Annotated in this window: 19 protein-coding genes; 16 read left to right on the forward strand and 3 right to left on the reverse strand. The window is 60.8% G+C overall.

The features are described 5' to 3' along the window. Positions 1–245: 245 nt before the first annotated feature. The 16 genes from mraZ to lpxC all read left to right on the forward strand — a co-directional run bounded on the left by mraZ (position 246) and on the right by lpxC (position 18,066). Complete coding sequence (gene mraZ, locus AC07OG_RS05295) at positions 246–701, forward strand: division/cell wall cluster transcriptional repressor MraZ (RefSeq protein ID WP_060539477.1); 456 nt, start codon at positions 246–248, stop codon at positions 699–701. Beyond that, entirely contained in the window at positions 698–1,645 is a 948-nt protein-coding gene (gene rsmH / locus AC07OG_RS05300) for a 16S rRNA (cytosine(1402)-N(4))-methyltransferase RsmH (protein WP_060539478.1), read from the forward strand. The genes mraZ and rsmH overlap by 4 nt, the downstream gene beginning before the upstream one ends. Next, on the forward strand, positions 1,642–1,935 hold the full coding sequence (gene ftsL / locus AC07OG_RS05305) for a cell division protein FtsL (RefSeq protein ID WP_032834661.1): 294 nt from the start codon (positions 1,642–1,644) through the stop codon (positions 1,933–1,935). The genes rsmH and ftsL overlap by 4 nt, the downstream gene beginning before the upstream one ends. After that, the gene (locus tag AC07OG_RS05310) at positions 1,935–3,674 is read left to right on the forward strand and encodes a peptidoglycan D,D-transpeptidase FtsI family protein (protein ID WP_495066517.1); all 1,740 of its coding nucleotides are present in this window, start codon (positions 1,935–1,937) and stop codon (positions 3,672–3,674) included. The genes ftsL and AC07OG_RS05310 overlap by 1 nt, the downstream gene beginning before the upstream one ends. Next, complete coding sequence (locus tag AC07OG_RS05315; RefSeq protein ID WP_060539480.1) at positions 3,674–5,137, forward strand: UDP-N-acetylmuramoyl-L-alanyl-D-glutamate--2,6-diaminopimelate ligase; 1,464 nt, start codon at positions 3,674–3,676, stop codon at positions 5,135–5,137. The genes AC07OG_RS05310 and AC07OG_RS05315 overlap by 1 nt, the downstream gene beginning before the upstream one ends. Continuing rightward, the gene (locus tag AC07OG_RS05320) at positions 5,130–6,497 is read left to right on the forward strand and encodes a UDP-N-acetylmuramoyl-tripeptide--D-alanyl-D-alanine ligase (RefSeq protein ID WP_495066398.1); all 1,368 of its coding nucleotides are present in this window, start codon (positions 5,130–5,132) and stop codon (positions 6,495–6,497) included. Before AC07OG_RS05315 ends, AC07OG_RS05320 begins: the two co-directional genes overlap by 8 nt. Then, positions 6,497–7,579 carry a phospho-N-acetylmuramoyl-pentapeptide-transferase gene (gene mraY / locus AC07OG_RS05325; protein WP_008005012.1) on the forward strand — a complete coding sequence of 361 codons (1,083 nt, stop codon included), beginning with the start codon at positions 6,497–6,499 and terminating at the stop codon, positions 7,577–7,579. Before AC07OG_RS05320 ends, mraY begins: the two co-directional genes overlap by 1 nt. Before the next feature lie 6 nt (positions 7,580–7,585). Beyond that, positions 7,586–8,932 carry a UDP-N-acetylmuramoyl-L-alanine--D-glutamate ligase gene (gene murD / locus AC07OG_RS05330; protein WP_495066399.1) on the forward strand — a complete coding sequence of 449 codons (1,347 nt, stop codon included), beginning with the start codon at positions 7,586–7,588 and terminating at the stop codon, positions 8,930–8,932. 2 nt (positions 8,933–8,934) lie between these two features. Next, positions 8,935–10,146 carry a putative lipid II flippase FtsW gene (gene ftsW / locus AC07OG_RS05335; RefSeq protein WP_495066518.1) on the forward strand — a complete coding sequence of 404 codons (1,212 nt, stop codon included), beginning with the start codon at positions 8,935–8,937 and terminating at the stop codon, positions 10,144–10,146. Then, positions 10,136–11,206 carry an undecaprenyldiphospho-muramoylpentapeptide beta-N-acetylglucosaminyltransferase gene (murG, locus tag AC07OG_RS05340; protein ID WP_495066400.1) on the forward strand — a complete coding sequence of 357 codons (1,071 nt, stop codon included), beginning with the start codon at positions 10,136–10,138 and terminating at the stop codon, positions 11,204–11,206. Before ftsW ends, murG begins: the two co-directional genes overlap by 11 nt. Further along, positions 11,199–12,659, forward strand: a complete 1,461-nt coding sequence (murC, locus tag AC07OG_RS05345) for a UDP-N-acetylmuramate--L-alanine ligase (RefSeq protein ID WP_060539485.1) — start codon at positions 11,199–11,201, stop codon at positions 12,657–12,659. The genes murG and murC overlap by 8 nt, the downstream gene beginning before the upstream one ends. Beyond that, the gene (locus AC07OG_RS05350) at positions 12,656–13,621 is read left to right on the forward strand and encodes a D-alanine--D-alanine ligase (RefSeq protein WP_495066401.1); all 966 of its coding nucleotides are present in this window, start codon (positions 12,656–12,658) and stop codon (positions 13,619–13,621) included. The genes murC and AC07OG_RS05350 overlap by 4 nt, the downstream gene beginning before the upstream one ends. Before the next feature lie 4 nt (positions 13,622–13,625). Then, a complete protein-coding gene (locus tag AC07OG_RS05355) occupies positions 13,626–14,495 on the forward strand; it encodes a cell division protein FtsQ/DivIB (RefSeq protein WP_060539487.1) in 870 nt (289 codons plus the stop codon). A gap of 15 nt (positions 14,496–14,510) precedes the next feature. Beyond that, positions 14,511–15,770: a cell division protein FtsA gene (ftsA, locus tag AC07OG_RS05360; RefSeq protein WP_007972611.1), complete on the forward strand. Its 1,260-nt coding sequence runs from the start codon at positions 14,511–14,513 to the stop codon at positions 15,768–15,770. A gap of 78 nt (positions 15,771–15,848) precedes the next feature. After that, a complete protein-coding gene (ftsZ, locus tag AC07OG_RS05365; RefSeq protein WP_060539488.1) occupies positions 15,849–17,042 on the forward strand; it encodes a cell division protein FtsZ in 1,194 nt (397 codons plus the stop codon). Positions 17,043–17,154: 112 nt separating this feature from the next. Beyond that, complete coding sequence (gene lpxC, locus AC07OG_RS05370) at positions 17,155–18,066, forward strand: UDP-3-O-acyl-N-acetylglucosamine deacetylase (protein ID WP_027619572.1); 912 nt, start codon at positions 17,155–17,157, stop codon at positions 18,064–18,066. A gap of 180 nt (positions 18,067–18,246) precedes the next feature. Here lpxC and AC07OG_RS05375 read toward each other — a convergent pair whose 3' ends face one another. From AC07OG_RS05375 to AC07OG_RS05385, 3 genes are all read right to left on the reverse strand, one after another. Next, the gene (locus AC07OG_RS05375) at positions 18,247–18,471 is read right to left on the reverse strand and encodes a hypothetical protein (RefSeq protein WP_495066402.1); all 225 of its coding nucleotides are present in this window, start codon (positions 18,469–18,471) and stop codon (positions 18,247–18,249) included. 144 nt (positions 18,472–18,615) lie between these two features. After that, the gene (locus AC07OG_RS05380; RefSeq protein ID WP_495066403.1) at positions 18,616–19,980 is read right to left on the reverse strand and encodes a heavy metal sensor histidine kinase; all 1,365 of its coding nucleotides are present in this window, start codon (positions 19,978–19,980) and stop codon (positions 18,616–18,618) included. After that, on the reverse strand, positions 19,970–20,647 hold the full coding sequence (locus tag AC07OG_RS05385) for a heavy metal response regulator transcription factor (RefSeq protein WP_060539491.1): 678 nt from the start codon (positions 20,645–20,647) through the stop codon (positions 19,970–19,972). Before AC07OG_RS05385 ends, AC07OG_RS05380 begins: the two co-directional genes overlap by 11 nt. Positions 20,648–20,651 lie beyond the last annotated feature (4 nt).

Consider the following 20,651-nt stretch of genomic DNA (forward strand, 5'->3'; position numbering starts at 1 on the left):
TTAATAAATTACTTTAACTTCCGAACGCAGCCCCCTGTGCTGATTCAAGTTATCGGGCGGTTTCATCCGCCAGATTCTCGTTACCCCTCCTTTTATGCTCCTAAATCTCAGTTCTGTAAGGGTTTTCCTTTACCGCGCGCCTTGACGGTGTGGTGGGCGCATTCCTATAGTGTGCGCAAGTGGCGGAAAGTGGCATGAAGTGGGTTTTTTGAACTCAAAACGCTAGAATTTGGAGAAACGCTGACGTGTTTCGCGGAGCCAACGCTATCAGTCTCGATGCAAAGGGCCGTCTCGCCATGCCGAGCCGGTACCGTGACGAGCTCGTTTCGCGTAGTTCCGGTCAGCTGATCGTCACCATTGATGCCGTTGATCAATGTCTGTGCGTTTACCCGCTCGATGAGTGGGAAATCATTGAAACCAAACTGCGCGCACTGCCTTCGCTTCGCGAAGAGAACCGCCGCCTGCAACGTTTATTGATCGGTAATGCCGTCGACCTCGAACTCGATGGCAGCGGTCGTTTTCTGGTTCCGCCGCGTCTTCGTGAATATGCCAAGTTGGATAAGCGCGTGATGTTGGTGGGGCAACTGAACAAGTTCCAGTTATGGGACGAGGATGCCTGGGATGCGGTTTCTGCCGATGACCTGGCTGCCATTCAACAACCGGGCGCGATGCCTGATGAACTGCGTGATTTGATCCTGTGACTATTGATAGCGGCTTTAACCACATCACCGTACTGCTTGACGAAGCCGTCGAGGCTCTCGCTGTACGCCCTGATGGCTGCTATCTGGACGGCACGTTCGGGCGTGGCGGACACAGCCGGCTGATCCTGAGCCAGCTTGGCCCTGATGGTCGGTTGCTCGGATTCGACAAGGATCCACAAGCGATTGCCACCGGGCAGACGCTAGCGGCCGAAGACGGCCGCTTTGTCGTTGTGCAGCGCAGCTTTGCCGAGCTCGGTGCGGAAGTCGCCGAGCGCGGCATGAACGGCAAGGTCAGCGGTGTCCTGCTTGACCTGGGTGTGTCTTCGCCGCAGCTCGACGACCCGGAGCGCGGTTTCAGTTTCCTCAACGATGGCCCGCTGGACATGCGCATGGACCCGTCCCGCGGGATCAGCGCCGCCGAATTCGTCAACACCGCACCGGTGGAAGAAATCGCCCGGGTGTTCAAGGAATACGGCGAAGAGCGGTTCTCCGGTCGCATGGCCCGTGCCGTGGCCGAGCGTCGCGACATCAAGCCGTTCGAGCGAACGGCCGATCTCGCCGAAGTTTTGAAGGTTGCCAACCCGGCGTGGGAAAAGGGCAAGAACCCGGCAACCCGCGCATTCCAGGGGTTGCGCATTCACGTCAACAACGAGCTGGGCGATCTGGAAGCGGGCCTCGAAGCCGCGCTGGAATGCCTGGAAGTCGGCGGCCGCCTGGTCGTCATCAGCTTCCATTCGCTGGAAGATCGCATCGTCAAACTGTTCATGCGCAAGCTGGTGAAAGGCGAAGCCGACAACCTGCCGCGCAACCTGCCGGTTCGGCATGTAGCTTTCGAACCGAAAGTCAAAGTCCATGGCAAAGCGCAGACGGCCTCCGACGCCGAACTCAAAGCCAACCCACGATCCCGTAGCGCTGTCATGCGTGTGGCGGAGAAACTGCGGTGAGCAAGCTTTTCGCCAAGCCACTGCCCGGCGGAAGCTTTTTCATGCTGCTGTTGTTTGTCGGCGTGCTCGTGTCGGCGATCGGCGTGTCTTACAGCGCACACTGGAATCGCCAGCTGCTCAATACGCTGTACGGCGAATTGAGCGTGCGGGACAAGGCGCAGGCCGAGTGGGGCCGGCTGATTCTTGAACAGAGCACCTGGACGGCCCACAGCCGTATTGAAGTGTTGGCCACCGAACAACTGAAAATGCGCATTCCGGGCGCCGCCGAAGTGCAGATGGTGGCGCCATGATGAAACTCGAAGGGGCACTCTTTCCCTGGCGGTTCCGCGTGGTGTTGGGCTTGCTCGGCATCATGGTGGTGGCGATTGCCTGGCGCATCATCGACCTGCAGGTGGTCGACCGTGACTTCCTCAAGGGCCAGGGCGATGCGCGCAGCCTTCGTCATATTCCGATTCCGGCGCACCGTGGTCTGATCACCGACCGCAACGGTGAGCCCCTGGCCGTCAGTACCCCGGTCACCACGCTGTGGGCCAATGCCAAGGAAATGCAGCTGGAGAAAGGCAAGTGGCCGGCGCTGGCCGCTGCGCTGGGCCAAGACCCGAAAGCCCTGACCGAGCGCCTCGAAGCCCAGGCGAACAAGGAGTTCATCTATCTGGTGCGCGGGCTGACACCTGAGCAGGGTCAGGCCGTGCTCGATCTGAAAGTGCCAGGTGTCTACGGCATTGAAGAATTCCGGCGTTTTTACCCGGCCGGTGAGGTCACCGCCCATATGGTCGGTTTTACCGATATCGACGATCACGGGCGCGAAGGTATCGAACTGGCCTATGACGAATGGCTGGCCGGCGTCCCCGGCAAGCGTCAGGTGATCAAGGACCGGCGTGGCCGGCTGATCAAGGATGTCCAGGTCACCAAAAACGCCAAGGCCGGCAAGCCCTTGGCGTTGTCCATTGACCTGCGCCTGCAATACCTGGCCAACCGCGAACTGCGCAACGCGATCATCGAGAACGGTGCCAAGGCCGGCAGCCTGGTGATCATGGACGTCAAGACCGGCGAGATTCTCGCCATGGTCAACCAGCCGACCTTCAACCCGAACAACCGTCGCAACCTGCAACCGGCGATGATGCGTAACCGCGCAATGATCGACGTATTCGAACCGGGTTCGACCATGAAGGCGATCTCCATGAGCGCCGCGATTGAAAGCGGTCGCTGGAAACCGACCGACACTGTCGAGGTGTATCCGGGCTCCCTGCAGATTGGCAAGTACACCATCAAGGACGTATCCAAGACCGAAGGCCCGGTGCTCGACCTGACGGGCATCCTGATCAACTCCAGTAACGTCGGCATGAGCAAGATCGCGTTCGATATCGGTGGCGAGACGATTTTCCGTCTCGCACAGAAAGTCGGCCTCGGCCAGGACACCGGCCTCGGTTTCCCGGGCGAGCGTGTCGGCAACCTGCCGAACTACCGCGAATGGCGCAAGGCTGAGACAGCGACGCTGTCCTATGGCTACGGTGTTTCCGTGACTGCCATCCAGTTGGTCCACGCCTTCTCGGCCCTGGCCAACAACGGTCGCCTCGCGCCACTGACCCTGATCAAGACCGACAAGGCGCCGCAAACCACCCAGGTACTGCCTGAAACGGTTGCGAAAACCATGCAAACCATGCTGCAACAAGTGATCGAGGCCCCGCGCGGTGTGTTCCGCGCGCAGGTGCCGGCGTATCACGTGGGCGGCAAGTCGGGTACTGCGCGCAAGACCTCGGTCGGCACCAAAGGCTACGCCGTGAATTCCTACCGCTCGCTATTTGCCGGTTTCGGCCCGATGAGCGATCCGCGTTACGCCATCGTGGTCGTTATCGACGAGCCGAGCAAGGCCGGTTACTTCGGCGGCCTGGTATCCGCGCCGGTGTTCAGTCGGGTGATGTCGGGCACCTTGCGCCTGATGAACGTTACCCCGGATAACCTGCCACCTACTCAACAAGCGAACGCAACACCGGTCGTTCCGCTGAAAGCCAATGGAGGGCGCGGCTGATGTCTCTGAGCCTGAACAAGATATTCCCTCACGCCGGCCACGATCTGCTGATTCGCGAGCTCGCACTCGACAGCCGCAAGGTGCGCGCGGGTGATCTGTTCCTCGCCGTACCGGGGGGCAAATTCGATGGCCGCGCGCACATTGACGACGCCTTGCAGCGTGGTGCCGCAGCCGTGGCCTATGAAGTTGAAGGCGCCACGGTATTACCGATCACTGATATACCGCTGATCCCGGTCAAAGGCCTGGCCGCGCAACTGTCGGACATCGCCGGGCGTTTTTATGGCGAGCCAAGTCATCATCTGAATATGGTCGGCGTGACCGGCACCAACGGTAAAACCAGCGTGACCCAACTGGTGGCCCAGGCACTTGACCTGCTCGGCCAGCATTGTGGTCTGGTTGGTACCCTCGGCTGCGGTTTCTACGGTGCGCTGGAAAGCGGCCTGCATACCACGCCGAACCCGATTGCCGTGCAGGCGACGTTGGGCGATCTGAAAAAGGCCGGCGCCAAGGCCGTGGCGATGGAGGTTTCTTCCCATGGTCTGGACCAGGGCCGTGTGACGGCATTGGCGTTCGATGTGGCGGTGATGACCAACCTGTCCCGTGACCATCTGGACTACCACGGAACCATGCAGGCCTACGGCGAAGCCAAGGCCAAGCTGTTTGCCTGGAATGATCTGAAATGCCGGGTGGTCAACCTCGATGATGATTTCGGTCGGCAGTTGGCCGCCGACAAGCGCGAGTCGCGTCTGATCACCTACAGCCTGGAAGACTCCGGCGCCTACCTGTATTGCCGTGAAGCGCAGTTCGACGATGAAGGTGTGCGCGCCACACTGGTGACGCCCCAAGGCGAACACCACCTGCGCAGTACCTTGCTCGGTCGCTTCAACCTGAGCAACGTACTGGCGGCTGTCGGTGCCTTGCTGGGCCTGGATTACGCGCTGGACGAAATCCTCAAGGTGCTGCCGAAACTCGAAGGCCCGGCCGGTCGCATGCAGCGTTTGGGTGGCGGTTCGCAACCTTTGGTGGTGGTCGACTACGCCCACACCCCGGATGCGCTGGAAAAAGTATTGCTGGCCCTGCGTCCCCACGCCAAGGGCCGTTTGCTGTGCCTGTTCGGCTGCGGCGGTGATCGCGATCGCGGCAAGCGCCCATTGATGGCTGAGGTGGTCGAGCGTCTGGCCGATGGCGTGCTGGTTACCGATGACAATCCGCGCACTGAAGACCCTGCAGTGATTTTCGACGACATCCGCGCCGGTTTCACCGCTGTGGATAAAGTGACCTTCGTTGCTGGACGCGGCCAGGCCATTGCCCAGCTTATCGCCGGCGCTTCGGCGGATGACGTGATTGTCCTGGCCGGTAAAGGTCATGAGGACTATCAGGAAATCAACGGTGAGCGCCATGCCTTCTCCGATCTGGTCGAGGCCGATCATGCCTTGACCGCGTGGGAGGTGGCCCATGCTTAAGGCCTTGAAGCTGAGCGAACTGACCGGGGCGCTGAATGCTCGTTTGCTGTCCGCCGATGCCGTTTTCGACGGCGTCAGCATCGACAGCCGCGCGATCCAGCCCGGTCAGCTGTTTATTGCCTTGAGTGGTCCGCGTTTCGACGGCCATGACTATCTGAATGAAGTCGCAGCCAAAGGCGCCGTGGCGGCGCTGGTCGAGCGTGAAGTCGCCAACAGTGCGCTGCCGCAATTGCTGGTGAGCGATACCCGCCAGGCCTTGGGCCAGTTGGGCGCGCTGAATCGCGCTGCCTACACCCAGCCAGTTGCGGCTGTCACCGGTTCCAGCGGCAAGACCACGGTCAAGGAGATGCTTGCGAGCATCCTGCGTACCCGTGGCCCAGTGCTGGCGACCCGCGGCAACCTGAACAACGACCTCGGCGTGCCGTTGACCCTGCTCGAACTGGCGCCGGAACACACCGCCGCCGTGATCGAACTCGGTGCTTCACGCCTGGGTGAAATTGCCTACACCGTCGGCATGACCAAACCGCATGTGGCGATCCTCAACAATGCCGGGACCGCCCACGTGGGTGAGTTCGGCGGGCCGGACAAGATCGTCGAGGCCAAAGGCGAGATTATCGAAGGGCTGGGCGCTGATGGCGTCGCCGTTCTCAATCTTGATGACAAGGCGTTCGGCATCTGGAAGGCCCGTGCTGCCGGTCGCAAAGTGCTGACGTTTGCGCTGAGCAACCTCAGCGCCGATTTCTACGCCAGCGACCTGGACCATGACGTCCGGGGTTGCCCGGCCTTCAATCTGCACAGCCCTGAAGGCGTGGAGCGCGTTCAACTGAACCTGCTCGGTACCCATAACGTCGCCAATGCCATGGCCGCCGCCGCTGCCGCGCACGCCCTGGGCGTGTCGCTGTCCGGCATCGCCGCCGGTCTTGGCGCGGTGCAGCCGGTCAAGGGGCGTACCGTTGCGCAACTGGCCAGCAATGGCATGCGCGTCATCGATGATACTTACAACGCAAACCCCACCTCCATGTGCGCAGCCGTTGATATACTGGCCGGCTTTTCCGGCCGCACCGTTCTGGTGCTCGGAGATATCGGCGAGTTGGGCGACTGGGCGGAGCAGGGCCACCGTGACGTGGGCGAATACGCCCGTGGCAAGGTTGATGCGCTCTATGCCGTTGGGCCAATGATGGCTCACGCCGTGAACGCTTTCGGTCCACAAGCCTTTCACTTCAGCACCCAGGCCGAGTTGATCAAGGCCCTGGGCGCTGAACAAGACACAAACACCACCATTTTGATCAAGGGTTCGCGCAGCGCTGCGATGGAAAACATCGTTGCCGCTTTGTGCGGGTCCAGTCCGGAGAAACATTAATGCTGCTGCTGCTAGCGGAGTATCTGCAACAGTTCTACAAAGGCTTCGCGGTCTTCCAGTACCTGACCCTGCGCGGGATTCTCGGTGTGCTGACCGCGCTGGTTTTGTCGCTGTGCTATGGCCCGTGGATGATCCGCACTTTGCAGAACCGTCAGATTGGTCAATCGGTTCGCAACGATGGCCCGCAGTCGCACCTGTCCAAGTCGGGTACGCCGACCATGGGCGGCGCGCTGATTCTGTCGTCCATCGGTGTCAGCACCTTGCTCTGGGCCGACCTGACCAACCGTTACGTCTGGGTCGTGCTGCTGGTGACCTTGCTGTTCGGCGCCATCGGCTGGGTCGACGACTACCGCAAAGTGATCGAGAAAAACTCCCGTGGCCTGCCGAGTCGCTGGAAGTATTTCTGGCAGTCGGTGTTTGGCCTGGGTGCGGCGATCTTCCTTTATATGACCGCTGCCACACCGGTGGAAACCACCCTGATCCTGCCGATGCTCAAGGACTACAGCATTCCTCTGGGCGCAGGCTTCATCGTCCTGACCTATTTCGTGATCGTCGGTTCGAGCAACGCAGTCAACCTGACCGACGGCCTCGATGGCCTGGCAATCATGCCGACCGTGATGGTTGGCGGTGGCCTGGGGATCTTCTGCTACCTGTCGGGTAACGTGAAGTTCGCCGAATACCTGCTGATTCCTTACGTACCGGGCGCGGGTGAGCTGATCGTGTTCTGCGGCGCGCTGATCGGCGCCGGCCTGGGGTTCCTCTGGTTCAACACCTATCCGGCACAGGTTTTCATGGGTGATGTCGGCGCACTGGCGCTCGGCGCAGCCCTGGGCACCATCGCAGTGATCGTCCGTCAGGAAATCGTCCTGTTCATCATGGGTGGCGTGTTCGTGATGGAAACCCTGTCAGTCGTCATTCAGGTTGCCTCCTTTAAGCTGACCGGTCGCCGCGTATTCCGCATGGCGCCGATTCACCACCACTTTGAACTCAAGGGCTGGCCCGAGCCGCGCGTGATCGTCCGTTTCTGGATCATTACCGTGATTCTCGTACTGGTCGGCCTTGCCACCCTGAAGCTGAGGTAGAAACTCGTGTCTCTGATCGCTTCTGACCACTTCCGCATCGTTGTCGGCCTCGGCAAGAGCGGCATGTCCCTGGTTCGCTTCCTGGCGAACCGGGGCGTGGCGTTTGCAGTGGCCGATACGCGGGAAAATCCACCGGAACTGGCCACGCTCAAGCGTGACTATCCGCACGTGGAAGTGCGTTGTGGCGAGCTGGATGTCGAATTCCTGTGCCGCGCCGACGAGCTCTACGTCAGCCCCGGCCTGGCGCTGGCGACCCCGGCCCTGCAGGCCGCTGCTGCCCGTGGCGTGAAACTGTCCGGCGACATCGAGCTGTTCGCGCGTAATGCGAAGGCGCCGATCGTGGCCATCAGCGGCTCCAACGCGAAAAGCACCGTGACCACCCTGGTCGGCGAAATGGCGGCTGCGGCCGGCAAACGCGTCGCCGTCGGCGGCAACCTCGGCACACCGGCGTTGGACCTGCTGGATGATGACGTCGAGCTGTACGTGATGGAGTTGTCGAGTTTCCAGCTGGAAACCACCGATCAACTCAACGCCGAAGTGGCGACCGTACTCAACATCAGCGAAGACCACATGGACCGCTACAGCGGCCTGCCGGCCTATCACCTGGCCAAGCACCGGATTTTCCGTGGTGCGAAGCAGTTTGTGGTCAACCGTCAGGATGCGCTCAGTCGCCCATTGATAGGCGAGGGCCAGCCGTGCTGGACCTTCGGCCTGGGTAAACCGGATTTCAAGGCCTTTGGCCTGCGCGAAGAAGGTGGCGAAAAGTACCTGGCCTTCGAATTCCAGAACCTGATGCCGGTGCGCGATCTGAAAGTTCGTGGCGCGCACAACCAGTCCAACGCCCTGGCAGCATTGGCGCTCGGGCACGCAGTCGGCTTGCCGTTCGACGCCATGCTCGCGGCCCTGCGCAACTTCGCCGGCCTCGAACATCGCTGCCAGTGGGTGCGTGATGTGGATGGCGTTGGCTATTACAACGACTCCAAAGCGACCAACGTCGGTGCCGCTCTTGCAGCCATCGAAGGCCTGGGCGCGGACATCGACGGCAAGATCGTGCTGATCGCCGGTGGCGACGGCAAGGGCGCCGAGTTCAATGACCTGCGTGATCCGGTGGCGGCCAACTGCCGCGCCGTGATCCTGATGGGCCGCGACTCCGACAAGATCGGTGGAGCCATTGGCGACGCCGTACCGCTGATCCGCGCCGCTTCGCTGGTCGACGCCGTGGAGCAATGCCGCGCTGCCGCGCAACCGGGTGATGTGGTGCTGCTGTCACCGGCCTGCGCCAGTTTCGACATGTTCAAGAACTACGAAGACCGTGGTCACCAGTTCGTCCGCGCCGTGGAGGATCTGGCATGAGCCTGCTGAGCATCATCAAGCCTTATCCGTCGCCGCTCATCACCGGGCGGGGCATCGACCTCGACTTCCCGATGCTCGCCGGCTGCCTGACCTTGCTCGGCCTGGGGCTGATCATGATCGCCTCGGCATCGACCGAAGTGGCGGCGGTGCAGTCCGGCAGCGCGCTCTACTACATGATTCGTCACCTTATTTATGTCGTGCTCGGCCTTGGCGCCTGCATCGTCACAATGATGATCCCCATCGCCACCTGGCAACGCCTGGGCTGGCTGATGCTGCTGGGTGCATTCGGTTTGCTGGTGATGGTGATCGTCCCGGGGATCGGCCGTGAAGTGAACGGTTCGATGCGCTGGATCGGCTTCAGTTTCTTCAACGTTCAGCCTTCCGAGATCGCCAAGGTGTTCGTGGTGATCTACCTCGCTGGCTATCTGGTGCGTCGCCAGAAAGAAGTGCGGGAAAGCTGGATGGGCTTCTTCAAGCCGTTCATCGTCTTGCTGCCGATGGCAGGGCTGTTGCTGATGGAGCCGGACTTCGGTGCCACCGTGGTGATGATGGGGGCGGCGGCGGCGATGCTGTTCCTTGGCGGGGTCGGGCTGTTCCGTTTTTCCCTGATGGTAGTGCTTGCCGTCGGCGCGGTGGTGTTGCTGATTCAGATGCAGCCGTATCGAATGGCGCGCCTGACCAACTTTGCCGACCCCTGGGCCGACCAGTTCGGCGCTGGCTATCAGCTGTCGCAAGCATTGATCGCCTTCGGTCGTGGCGAATGGCTGGGCGTTGGCCTGGGCAACAGCGTGCAGAAACAGTTTTACCTGCCCGAAGCCCACACTGACTTCGTGTTCTCGGTCCTGGCCGAAGAACTGGGTGCCGTGGGTTCGCTGTGCACGGTCGCGCTGTTTGTTTTCGTGTGTATTCGCGGCATGTACATCGGCTTGTGGGCCGAGAAGGCCAAGCAGTTCTTCGCCGCCTATGTCGCCTACGGTTTGTCGTTCCTGTGGATCGGCCAGTTCCTGATCAACATCGGGGTGAACGTCGGCCTGTTGCCAACCAAAGGCCTGACGCTGCCGTTCCTGAGCTATGGCGGTAGTTCGCTGGTGATCTGCTGTGCCTGTCTCGGCTTGCTGCTGCGCATCGAATGGGAGAGTCGAACCCACCTGGGCAGCGAAGAGATGGAGTTCCATGAGAGCGACTTCGCCGAGGAGCCGAACCATGGGCGCTAACGTCATGATCATGGCCGGTGGCACCGGTGGTCACGTATTCCCGGCGCTGGCTTGCGCCCGGGAATTTCAGGCGCGCGGCTACACCGTGCACTGGCTCGGCACGCCACGTGGAATCGAGAACGATCTGGTCCCGGCGGCCGGTATCGAACTGCACCGGATCAACGCCAGCGGCCTGCGTGGCAAGGGCAAGCTGTCCCTGCTCAAGGCACCGTTCATGTTGCTCAAGTCGATCTGGCAGGCGCGGGCAATCATTCGTCGGCTGCAGCCTGTGTGCGTGGTCGGCTTTGGTGGTTATGTGACCGGTCCTGGTGGCGTTGCCGCCAAACTGGCCGGCGTGCCAGTGATCGTTCACGAACAGAACGCCGTGGCCGGTACCGCCAATCGGTTGCTGGTGCCGTTGGCCGCCCGAGTCTGTGAAGCGTTCCCCGACACCTTTACCCTGTCGAGCAGCCGTCGGACCACCGGTAACCCGGTGCGCACCGAGTTGTTCCTCGAAACACCGCGACCAGCCCTGGCCGGTCGCAAGGCGCGTTTACTGATCCTGGGCGGAAGCCTGGGTGCAGAGCCGTTGAACAAGTTGCTGCCTGAAGCCCTGTCGCAAGTCGCCGTCGACCTGCGCCCGGAAGTGTTCCATCAGGCCGGCAAAAACCACGATGAAGTGACTGCAGAGCGCTATCGCGCGGCTGGCGTCGAGGCGCAGGTGCAGCCTTTCATCAAAGACATGGCCCAAGCCTATGGCTGGGCCGACCTGGTGGTGTGCCGCGCAGGCGCGCTGACCATCAGCGAACTGGCTGCCGCCGGTCTGCCCTCGATGCTGGTGCCCTTGCCCCATGCGATCGACGATCACCAGACCCGCAATGCCGATTATTTGGCCCGTGAAGGCGCTGCCTTCCTGATGCCGCAAAGAACGACTGGTGCAGCGGATCTTGCCGCTCGCCTGACAGAGGTCCTGATGCAACCACAACGTCTCAACGATATGGCCACTGCGGCACGCCGCCTGGCCAAACCCGATGCCACCCGTAACGTGGTCGATACCTGTCTGGAGGTGGTCCATGGTTGAGAATCAGAAAGCCATGCCACAACCGGAAATGCGCCGTATCCGTCGCATCCACTTCGTCGGTATCGGCGGCGTGGGCATGTGCGGGATTGCCGAAGTGCTGTTGAACCTGGGCTATGAAGTGTCCGGTTCCGACCTGAAAGCTTCGCCGGTCACCGAACGCCTGGAATCCTTCGGCGCGCAGATCTTCATCGGCCACCGTGCCGAGAATGCCGCCACCGCCGACGTGCTGGTGGTGTCGAGTGCCGTGAACACGTCCAACCCGGAAGTCGCTACCGCGCTGGAACGCCGCATTCCGGTGGTGCCGCGCGCCGAAATGCTGGCTGAGCTGATGCGCTATCGCCACGGCATCGCCGTCGCCGGTACCCACGGCAAAACCACCACCACCAGCCTGATCGCTTCGGTGTTCGCCGCCGGCGGCCTGGACCCGACCTTCGTCATCGGTGGCCGCCTGAACGCCGCGGGCACCAATGCCCAGCTCGGTACCAGCCGTTACCTGATCGCCGAAGCCGACGAAAGCGACGCCAGTTTCCTGCACTTGCAGCCGCTGGTGGCCGTGGTCACCAACATCGACGCCGATCACATGGCGACCTACGACGGTGACTTCAACAAACTGAAGAAAACCTTCGTCGAATTCCTCCACAACCTGCCGTTCTATGGTCTGGCCGTGGTGTGCCTGGATGATCCGGTGGTTCGCGAGATCCTGCCGCAGGTCAAACGCCCGGCGGTCACCTATGGCTTCGGCGAAGACTGCGACGTACGCGCCATCAACGTGCGCCAGCAAGGCATGCAGACATTCTTTACCGTCCTGCGCCCTGAGCGCGAGCCGCTGGATGTCTCGGTGAACATGCCGGGCAACCACAACGTACTCAATGCCCTGGCCACCATCTGCATCGCCACTGACGAAGGCGTCAGCGATGAAGCCATTGTTCAGGGGCTGTCGGGATTCCAGGGTGTCGGTCGACGCTTCCAGGTCTATGGCGAACTGCCGGTCGAGGGCGGCAACGTGATGCTGGTCGACGACTACGGCCACCACCCGACCGAAGTCGCGGCAGTGATCAAGGCCGTACGCGGTGGCTGGCCGGAGCGCCGTCTGGTGATGGTTTACCAGCCGCATCGTTACAGCCGCACTCGTGACCTGTACGACGATTTCGTCAATGTACTGGCCGACGCCAATGTGTTGCTGCTGATGGAAGTCTATCCGGCCGGCGAAGAGCCGATCCCGGGGGCCGACAGCCGCAAGCTGTGCAACAGCATCCGTCAGCGCGGCCAGCTTGATCCGATCTATATCGAGCGTGGGGTCGACCTTGCACCGCTGGTCAAGCCGTTGCTGCGTGCCGGCGACATCCTGCTGTGCCAGGGCGCCGGTGATATCGGCGGTCTTGCACCGAAATTGTTGAAAAGTGAGTTGTTCGCCGGCGCCGTGGCGGCGTCGGTCGAGGGGAAGTTGAAATGACTGCTGCCTACACCAACCTGTTCTCCACCATCGCGCCGAAAGATTTCGGCCGTGTAGCCGTGCTGTTCGGCGGCAAGAGCGCCGAACGTGAAGTGTCGCTGAAGTCGGGTAACGCTGTGCTCTCGGCGCTGCAAAGCGCCGGCGTGGATGCGTTCGGCCTCGATGTCGGCGATGACCTGCTGCAGCGTCTGCTGAACGAAAAGATCGACCGCGCCTTCATCATCCTCCACGGTCGTGGCGGTGAAGATGGCAGCATGCAAGGCCTGCTCGAATGCCTGGGCATTCCGTACACCGGCAGCGGCATCCTCGCTTCCGCCCTGGCCATGGACAAACTGCGTACCAAGCAGGTCTGGCACAGCCTGGGCATTCCAACGCCACGTCACGCGGTACTGAGCAGCGAGGCCGATTGTATTTCGGCAGCGACGGAACTGGGCTTCCCTTTGATCGTCAAACCGGCCCATGAAGGTTCAAGTATCGGTATGGCCAAAGTGACTTCCACGTCGGAATTGATCGACGCCTGGAAAGCGGCCAGTACCTACGATTCGCAAGTGTTGGTCGAGCAATGGATCCATGGTCCGGAGTTCACCATCGCCACCCTGCGTGACCAGGTGTTGCCACCGATTGCCCTGGGTACGCCGCACACTTTCTACGATTACGACGCCAAGTACATCGCCAACGATACCCAGTACCGCATTCCGTGCGGGCTGGACAGCGCCAAGGAAAAGGAACTCATGGACCTCACGGCGAAAGCCTGCGAGGCGCTGGGTATCGCCGGTTGGGGCAGGGCAGACGTGATGCAGGACGCCGACGGGCAGTTCTGGTTCCTGGAAGTCAACACCGCACCGGGCATGACCGATCACAGCCTGGTGCCGATGGCGGCCCGTGCCGCCGGTCTGGATTTCCAGCAACTGGTTCTGGCCATTCTGGCCGAGAGCTTCGGCAAGCAAGAGCCGCGAGGTTAAGACCATGCAAGGCGCACAGCTACGTCATCAGCCTACCGCACCGACCGGCCGCAAGCCGGTACCGCGGGGTGCCAGCCGAATGGTGGCCAAAGAGCCGATGTCTGCGCGCCTGCCCAAAGCCAATTTCGGTTTTCTCAAAGCGTTGTTCTGGCCGGTGCTGCTGGTGGCGCTGGGGTTCGGTACTTACGAAGGCGCGCAACGGTTGCTGCCGTATGCCGATCGGCCGATCACGAAGATTAACGTGCAAGGCGACCTGAGTTACATCAGCCAGCAAGCGGTACAGCAGCGGATCGCCCCGTTCGTGGCGTCGAGCTTCTTCACCATCGACCTGGCAAGCATGCGCACCGAGCTGGAACAGATGCCATGGATTGCCCACGCCGAAGTGCGGCGGGTGTGGCCGGATCAAGTAGTGATCCGCCTGGAAGAACAGCTGCCGGTAGCCCGTTGGGGTGACGAGTCGCTGTTGAACAACCAGGGACAGGCGTTCACCCCGCGCGAGTTGGCCAATTATGAACACTTGCCGCAGTTGTTCGGTCCACAGCGGGCTCAACAGCAAGTGATGCAGCAGTATCAGGTGCTGAGCCAGATGCTCAGGCCACTGGGTTTCTCGATTGCACGCCTGGAGTTGCGTGAACGCGGCAGCTGGTTCCTGACCACCGGCCCCGGCAGTGCCGGCCCGGGGATCGAACTGCTGCTGGGACGCGGCAAGCTGGTGGAAAAGATGCGCCGCTTCATTGCCATCTACGACAAGACGCTTAAAGAACAGATTACGAACATTGCGCGCATCGATCTGCGCTATGCCAACGGCCTTGCTGTTGGCTGGCGGGAACCTGTAGCGCCCACGGCAGCCCAACCCGCTGTCGCGAAGAATTAAGAAGAGGCAGGACCCATGGCAAACGTGCAAAGCGGCAAAATGATCGTCGGTCTCGATATCGGCACATCCAAGGTGGTGGCGCTGGTAGGCGAAGTTGCGGACGACGGCACGCTGGAAATCGTCGGGATCGGCACCCATCCGTCCCGTGGCCTGAAAAAAGGCGTGGTGGTTAACATCGAGTCCACCGTGCAATCGATCCAGCGCGCCATCGAAGAGGCGCAGCTGATGGCCGGTTGCCGCATTCACTCGGCATTTGTCGGCGTCGCCGGCAATCACATCCGCAGCCTGAATTCCCACGGCATCGTGGCAATTCGTGATCGCGAAGTCAGCTCGGCTGACCTTGAGCGTGTACTCGACGCTGCCCAGGCCGTGGCGATTCCGGCCGACCAGCGTGTGCTGCACACCCTGCCGCAGGATTACGTGATCGACAACCAGGAAGGCGTCCGTGAGCCCTTGGGCATGTCCGGCGTGCGTCTGGAAGCCAAGGTTCACGTGGTTACCTGCGCCGTCAACGCCGCCCAGAACATTGAAAAGTGCGTGCGCCGCTGCGGTCTGGAAATCGACGACATCATTCTCGAACAGCTTGCTTCCGCGTATTCGGTCCTGACCGATGACGAGAAAGAGCTCGGTGTTTGCCTGGTGGACATCGGTGGTGGCACTACTGACATCGCGATCTTCACCGAAGGCGCGATCCGTCACACCGCGGTGATCCCGATTGCCGGCGACCAGGTGACCAACGACATCGCCATGGCGCTGCGCACGCCGACCCAGTACGCCGAAGAAATCAAGATTCGCTACGCCTGCGCCCTGGCCAAACTGGCTGGCGCCGGCGAAACCATTAAGGTGCCAAGCGTTGGCGACCGTCCACCGCGCGAGCTGTCCCGCCAGGCCTTGGCCGAAGTGGTCGAGCCGCGTTACGACGAGTTGTTCACGCTGATCCAGGCCGAGCTGCGTCGCAGTGGCTACGAAGACCTGATCCCGGCCGGCATCGTGCTGACCGGCGGTACCGCGAAGATGGAAGGCGCCACCGAGCTGGCCGAGGAAATCTTCCACATGCCGGTCCGCCTGGGCGTGCCCCATGGCGTCAAGGGCCTGGATGACGTGGTGCGCAACCCGATCTACTCCACCGGTGTCGGCCTGTTGATGTACGGCCTGCAGAAGCAGTCCGACGGCATCTCGTTCTCGGGCATCGGCAGTCGCGACAGCTACAGCAACGAAGAGCCGCAGGCTCCGTTGCTCGACCGGCTGAAGAAATGGGTTCAAGGCAATTTTTAAAACAGTTTCAAGCGACACGCAGTAAAAGCAGCAAAAAGCAGTAGGCGAAAAAACTAGAGAACGTAAAGGAGAGGGAAAATGTTCGAACTCGTAGACAACATCCCCGCAAGCCCGGTCATTAAAGTCATCGGTGTTGGCGGTGGCGGCGGTAACGCCGTGAATCATATGGTCAAGAGCAACATTGAAGGCGTTGAGTTCATCTGCGCCAACACTGATGCCCAGGCGCTCAAGAGCATCAGCGCGCGGACCATCCTGCAACTGGGTACCGGCGTGACCAAAGGTCTGGGCGCTGGCGCCAACCCTGAAGTAGGTCGTCAGGCCGCTCTCGAAGACCGTGAGCGCATTGCCGAAGTCCTGCAGGGCACCAACATGGTGTTCATCACCACTGGCATGGGCGGTGGTACCGGTACCGGTGCTGCGCCGATCATCGCTGAAGTGGCCAAGGAAATGGGGATCCTCACCGTTGCGGTGGTGACCCGTCCGTTCCCGTTCGAAGGCCGCAAGCGCATGCAGCTGGCCGACGAAGGCATCCGCCTGCTGTCCGAAAGCGTCGACTCGTTGATCACAATCCCCAACGAGAAGCTGCTGACCATCCTCGGTAAAGACGCCAGCCTGCTGTCGGCTTTCGCCAAGGCTGACGATGTACTGGCCGGTGCCGTTCGCGGTATCTCCGACATCATCAAGCGTCCGGGCATGATCAACGTCGACTTTGCCGACGTACGTACCGTGATGAGCGAAATGGGCATGGCGATGATGGGCACTGGCTGCGCCAGCGGTCCGAACCGTGCACGTGAAGCCACTGAAGCGGCCATCCGCAACCCGTTGCTCGAAGACGTGAACCTGCAAGGTGCACGCGGCATCCTGGTGAACATCACCGCCGGTCCAGACCTGTCCCTGGGTGAGTACTCCGACGTGGGTAGCATCATCGAGGCGTTTGCTTCCGAGCACGCGATGGTCAAGGTCGGTACCGTTATCGATCCGGACATGCGCGACGAGCTGCACGTGACTGTTGTAGCAACCGGTCTGGGCGCTAAAATCGAGAAGCCTGTGAAGGTCATCGACAACACCGTCCATACATCGATGGCTGCACAGCCACAACAACAGGCCCCTGTTCGTCAGGAAGCTCCAGCGGTGAACTACCGTGATCTGGACCGTCCGACCGTCATGCGCAACCAGGCTCAGGCCGGTGCTGCGGCTGCCGCGAAGATGAATCCGCAAGATGATCTGGATTATCTGGACATCCCGGCATTCCTGCGTCGCCAGGCCGATTGATGAAATGTATCAGGGCTATGAAGGTGATTGGTGTTCAGCAAAGGCGCGGTCTGATATCATCGCCAGCCTTTGTTGATACCAGTTCGCAATTTGCGCTGAAGCGGCCCAAGCCATGATTAAACAACGCACACTGAAAAATATTATCCGTGCCACCGGTGTAGGTCTGCACTCCGGGGAGAAGGTATACCTGACCCTCAAGCCTGCGCCGATCGACACCGGCATCGTCTTTCGCCGTGCGGACCTCGATCCGGTGGTCGAGATCCCGGCTCGAGCGGCTAACGTCGGCGAGACAACCATGTCGACGACGCTGGTCAACGGTGACGTGAAGGTGGATACGGTGGAGCACTTGCTCTCGGCCATGGCTGGCCTGGGCATCGATAACGCCTACGTCGAGCTCTCCGCGTCCGAAGTCCCGATCATGGATGGTAGCGCTGGACCCTTCGTATTTCTGATTCAGTCGGCCGGCCTGGAAGAACAGGACGCCGCCAAGAAGTTCATCCGCATCCTGCGGGAAGTGACAGTGGAAGACGGCGACAAGCGCGCCACTTTCGTCCCTTTCGAAGGTTTCAAGGTGAGCTTCGAGATCGATTTCGATCACCCGGTTTTCCGTGACCGCACACAAAGTGCAAGCGTGGATTTTTCCAGCACTTCGTTCGTAAAAGAAGTCAGCCGCGCCCGTACCTTTGGTTTCATGAGTGATATCGAGTACCTGCGCAAGCACAACCTCGCACTCGGCGGCAGCGTGGAAAACGCTATTGTGGTCGACGCGGATGGTGTACTGAACGAAGACGGCCTTCGCTATGAAGACGAATTCGTGAAGCACAAGATCCTCGATGCAATTGGTGACCTCTACCTGCTGGGCAATAGCCTGATTGGTGAGTTCAAGGGCTTCAAGTCCGGCCACGCACTGAACAACCAGCTGCTGCGCAAGTTGATTGAGCAGACAGATGCCTGGGAAGTCGTGACCTTTGAAGACGCCAGCACTGCACCGATCTCTTACATGCGTCCGGTTGCGGCCGTGTAAGTAAAAAACCTCTCTAGTTTTTAAAGGCTGCCTTCGGGTGGCCTTTTTTTATGTCCTGATATTTCTGATCGGAAAGCTCCACAACAAAAAAAGCCGCTGATGGCAGCGGCTTGGAGACAACTTTTGCAACGGGAAGAGCCGATGAAAAGTGTCGGGGGAAACTGGAGTGGACAGGTTTAATCAGCTGTCTTTTTCGCCCATAGGCTGGGCCTGGAGGCTGGATGCTTGCGGCGCCCGGGTGGGGTCGGATGCCTTGGCCGTCATTTCAATCTGGTGCTCTTCGAACGCTGCCGCTCGCGAGGCGTTGTGCGCCACGAAAGTCTGCGATTCTTCGGCCATCGCCAATGGCGACAGGAACAGAGAGGACAAAACGAAAGCGCTGGCAATACCCATACTGTTAGACATCTTTAAAACCTTCCTGCCTGGCAGGTGCTGTTTGGTCCGGGCAAAGATAAGGATGTCGGGCGCAGGGAAAAAGAGCGGATTCATGAAAGGACTGTTGCAGCAGGGGCAATAGTGAGCCAGGGTTCGCTCCCACAAAGGAAAGGGTTAAACGGGAAGATGAATGCCGAACGTATTCATCCCATGGTCACTGCGCACAAACACATCCCCGCCATGCATCAAAGCAATCGCCTTGACGATCGCCAGTCCCAGTCCATGGTTGTGACCACTGTTGCTGCGTGAAGCATCGACCCGATAGAAGCGCTCGAACAGTCGTGGCAGATGTTCGCGGGCGATCGGCGAGCCGGGGTTGGCCACGCCAATGCTGACCTGGTGCTCTTCAATCGCTATCCGCACCTGGATCACCTGGCCGGGGGCGGTGTGTTGCACCGCGTTGTTCAACAGATTGATCAAGGCGCGACGCAGATGAGCGATTTCGATCCGTACCTGCGCATCGCCACTCACCTGTACCTGAACCTGGGCATCTTCGAGGATGAAATCCAGGTACTCCAGGGTGGTGGCCACTTCAACGGCCAGGGAAGTAGAGGTCAGTTTGGTCGCCTTGCTACCCTGATCGGCGCTGGCGAGGAACAGCATGTCATTGATGATCGAGCGCAGGCGTTCAAGTTCTTCCAGGTTCGATTGCAGCACTTCGAAGTAATGCTCCGCGGAACGGCCACGGGTCAGCGCGACCTGGGTCTGGCCGATCAGGTTGGTCAGTGGTGAGCGCAGTTCGTGGGCGACATCGGCATTGAACGACTCAAGGCGCGAGTAGGCCTGTTCGACCCGTTCCAGCGTCGAGTTGAACGAGCTGACGAACTGATTGAGCTCCGGCGGCAGCGGCGACAGGCGCAAGCGTCCGGCACGCAGGGGAGGGGCCAGGCGCTGGGCTTCCTGAGACAATTTGATCAACGGCTTGAGCCCGATCCGCGCCACCCAGTAACCCAGTGCCGAAGCCAGCAGCACGCCGACAATCGCCAGGCTGATCAAGGCAATCAGCAGATGGTGCTGTGTTTCCAAAAAGGTTTCGGTGTCGATGGCGATCATGAAGCGCAGCGGCGGGCGCTGATCTTTGGCGGGGAACTGGCTGACCAGTACTTTCAGCGGATAGGGACGGTCAGGCAACTGCATGTCGCGCATGCCCAGCGGCCCTTCGGCGAAGGCGCGGATCTGCGCTGTCGGGTTGCCGTACTCATACTGGGGATCGCCGCTGGTGATCCAGAAACTGATGCGCTTATCTTCTTCACCCAATAGCTTGAGCTTGTTGTTGATCTTTACCCAATGCTCCGGCGTTCCATAACGGCCGACCGTGGATTCGAGCACGCTGTAACGCGCGTCCAGCTCTGCTTCGGGCAGCAGGCCCAGGCCTTTATCGACCTGCTGGTACAAGGCCCAGCCGATCAACAGGAACACCAGCAGCGCCACCAGCGTGAACATTCCGCTCAGGCGCAGGGCAATGCTGTTACTGGACACCACGGCTCTCCAGCACATAACCCATGCCGCGAATGGTGTGCAGCAGTTTCTCCTCGAACGGCCCGTCGAGCTTGGCCCGCAAGCGTTTGATCGCGACTTCGACGACGTTGGCGTCACTGTCGAAATTGATGTCCCAGACCATTTCGGCAATGGCGGTTTTCGAGAGGATTTCCCCCTGGCGACGGGCCAGCACGCTGAGCAGCGAGAACTCCTTGGCGGTCAGCTCCAGACGTGTGCCGGCACGGGTGGCCTTGCGGCTGATCAAATCTATCCACAGGTCGGCGATGCTCACTTGCACCGGTTCATGGCCGCCGCTGCGCCGGGTCAGCGCCTGCAGGCGGGCCACCAGTTCAAGGAAGGAAAAGGGTTTGCCCAGGTAATCGTCGGCACCATCGCGCAGGCCCTTGATACGGTCTTCAACGCGCTCGCGGGCGGTGAGCATGATCACCGGGGTTTGCTTGCGCGCTCGCAGGGCACGCAGCACGCCGAAGCCGTCGAGGCCGGGCAACATCACGTCGAGGACGATCACCGCGTAGTCGCTTTCCAGCGCCAGGTGCAGACCTTCCACGCCATCGCGCGCCAGGTCCACGGTGTAACCCTGTTCCGTCAGGCCGCGGTGCAGATAATCCGCGGTTTTTTCCTCGTCTTCGATAATCAGAACGCGCATGACC

The sequence above is a fragment of the Pseudomonas sp. GW821-FHT09H03 genome (assembly GCF_059415945.1).

Excerpts from the sequence above, each read along its gene's own strand:
- AC07OG_RS05310 (WP_495066517.1), top strand. The coding sequence starts at position 1,935 with ATGAAACTCGAAGGGGCACTCTTTCCCTGGCGGTTCCGCGTGGTGTTG.
- AC07OG_RS05315 (WP_060539480.1), top strand. The coding sequence starts at position 3,674 with ATGTCTCTGAGCCTGAACAAGATATTCCCTCACGCCGGCCACGATCTG.
- AC07OG_RS05320 (WP_495066398.1), top strand. The coding sequence starts at position 5,130 with ATGCTTAAGGCCTTGAAGCTGAGCGAACTGACCGGGGCGCTGAATGCT.
- mraY (WP_008005012.1), top strand. The coding sequence starts at position 6,497 with ATGCTGCTGCTGCTAGCGGAGTATCTGCAACAGTTCTACAAAGGCTTC.
- murG (WP_495066400.1), top strand. The coding sequence starts at position 10,136 with ATGGGCGCTAACGTCATGATCATGGCCGGTGGCACCGGTGGTCACGTA.
- murC (WP_060539485.1), top strand. The coding sequence starts at position 11,199 with ATGGTTGAGAATCAGAAAGCCATGCCACAACCGGAAATGCGCCGTATC.
- AC07OG_RS05350 (WP_495066401.1), top strand. The coding sequence starts at position 12,656 with ATGACTGCTGCCTACACCAACCTGTTCTCCACCATCGCGCCGAAAGAT.
- AC07OG_RS05355 (WP_060539487.1), top strand. The coding sequence starts at position 13,626 with ATGCAAGGCGCACAGCTACGTCATCAGCCTACCGCACCGACCGGCCGC.
- ftsA (WP_007972611.1), top strand. The coding sequence starts at position 14,511 with ATGGCAAACGTGCAAAGCGGCAAAATGATCGTCGGTCTCGATATCGGC.
- ftsZ (WP_060539488.1), top strand. The coding sequence starts at position 15,849 with ATGTTCGAACTCGTAGACAACATCCCCGCAAGCCCGGTCATTAAAGTC.
- lpxC (WP_027619572.1), top strand. The coding sequence starts at position 17,155 with ATGATTAAACAACGCACACTGAAAAATATTATCCGTGCCACCGGTGTA.
- AC07OG_RS05375 (WP_495066402.1), bottom strand. The coding sequence starts at position 18,471 with ATGTCTAACAGTATGGGTATTGCCAGCGCTTTCGTTTTGTCCTCTCTG.
- AC07OG_RS05385 (WP_060539491.1), bottom strand. The coding sequence starts at position 20,647 with ATGCGCGTTCTGATTATCGAAGACGAGGAAAAAACCGCGGATTATCTG.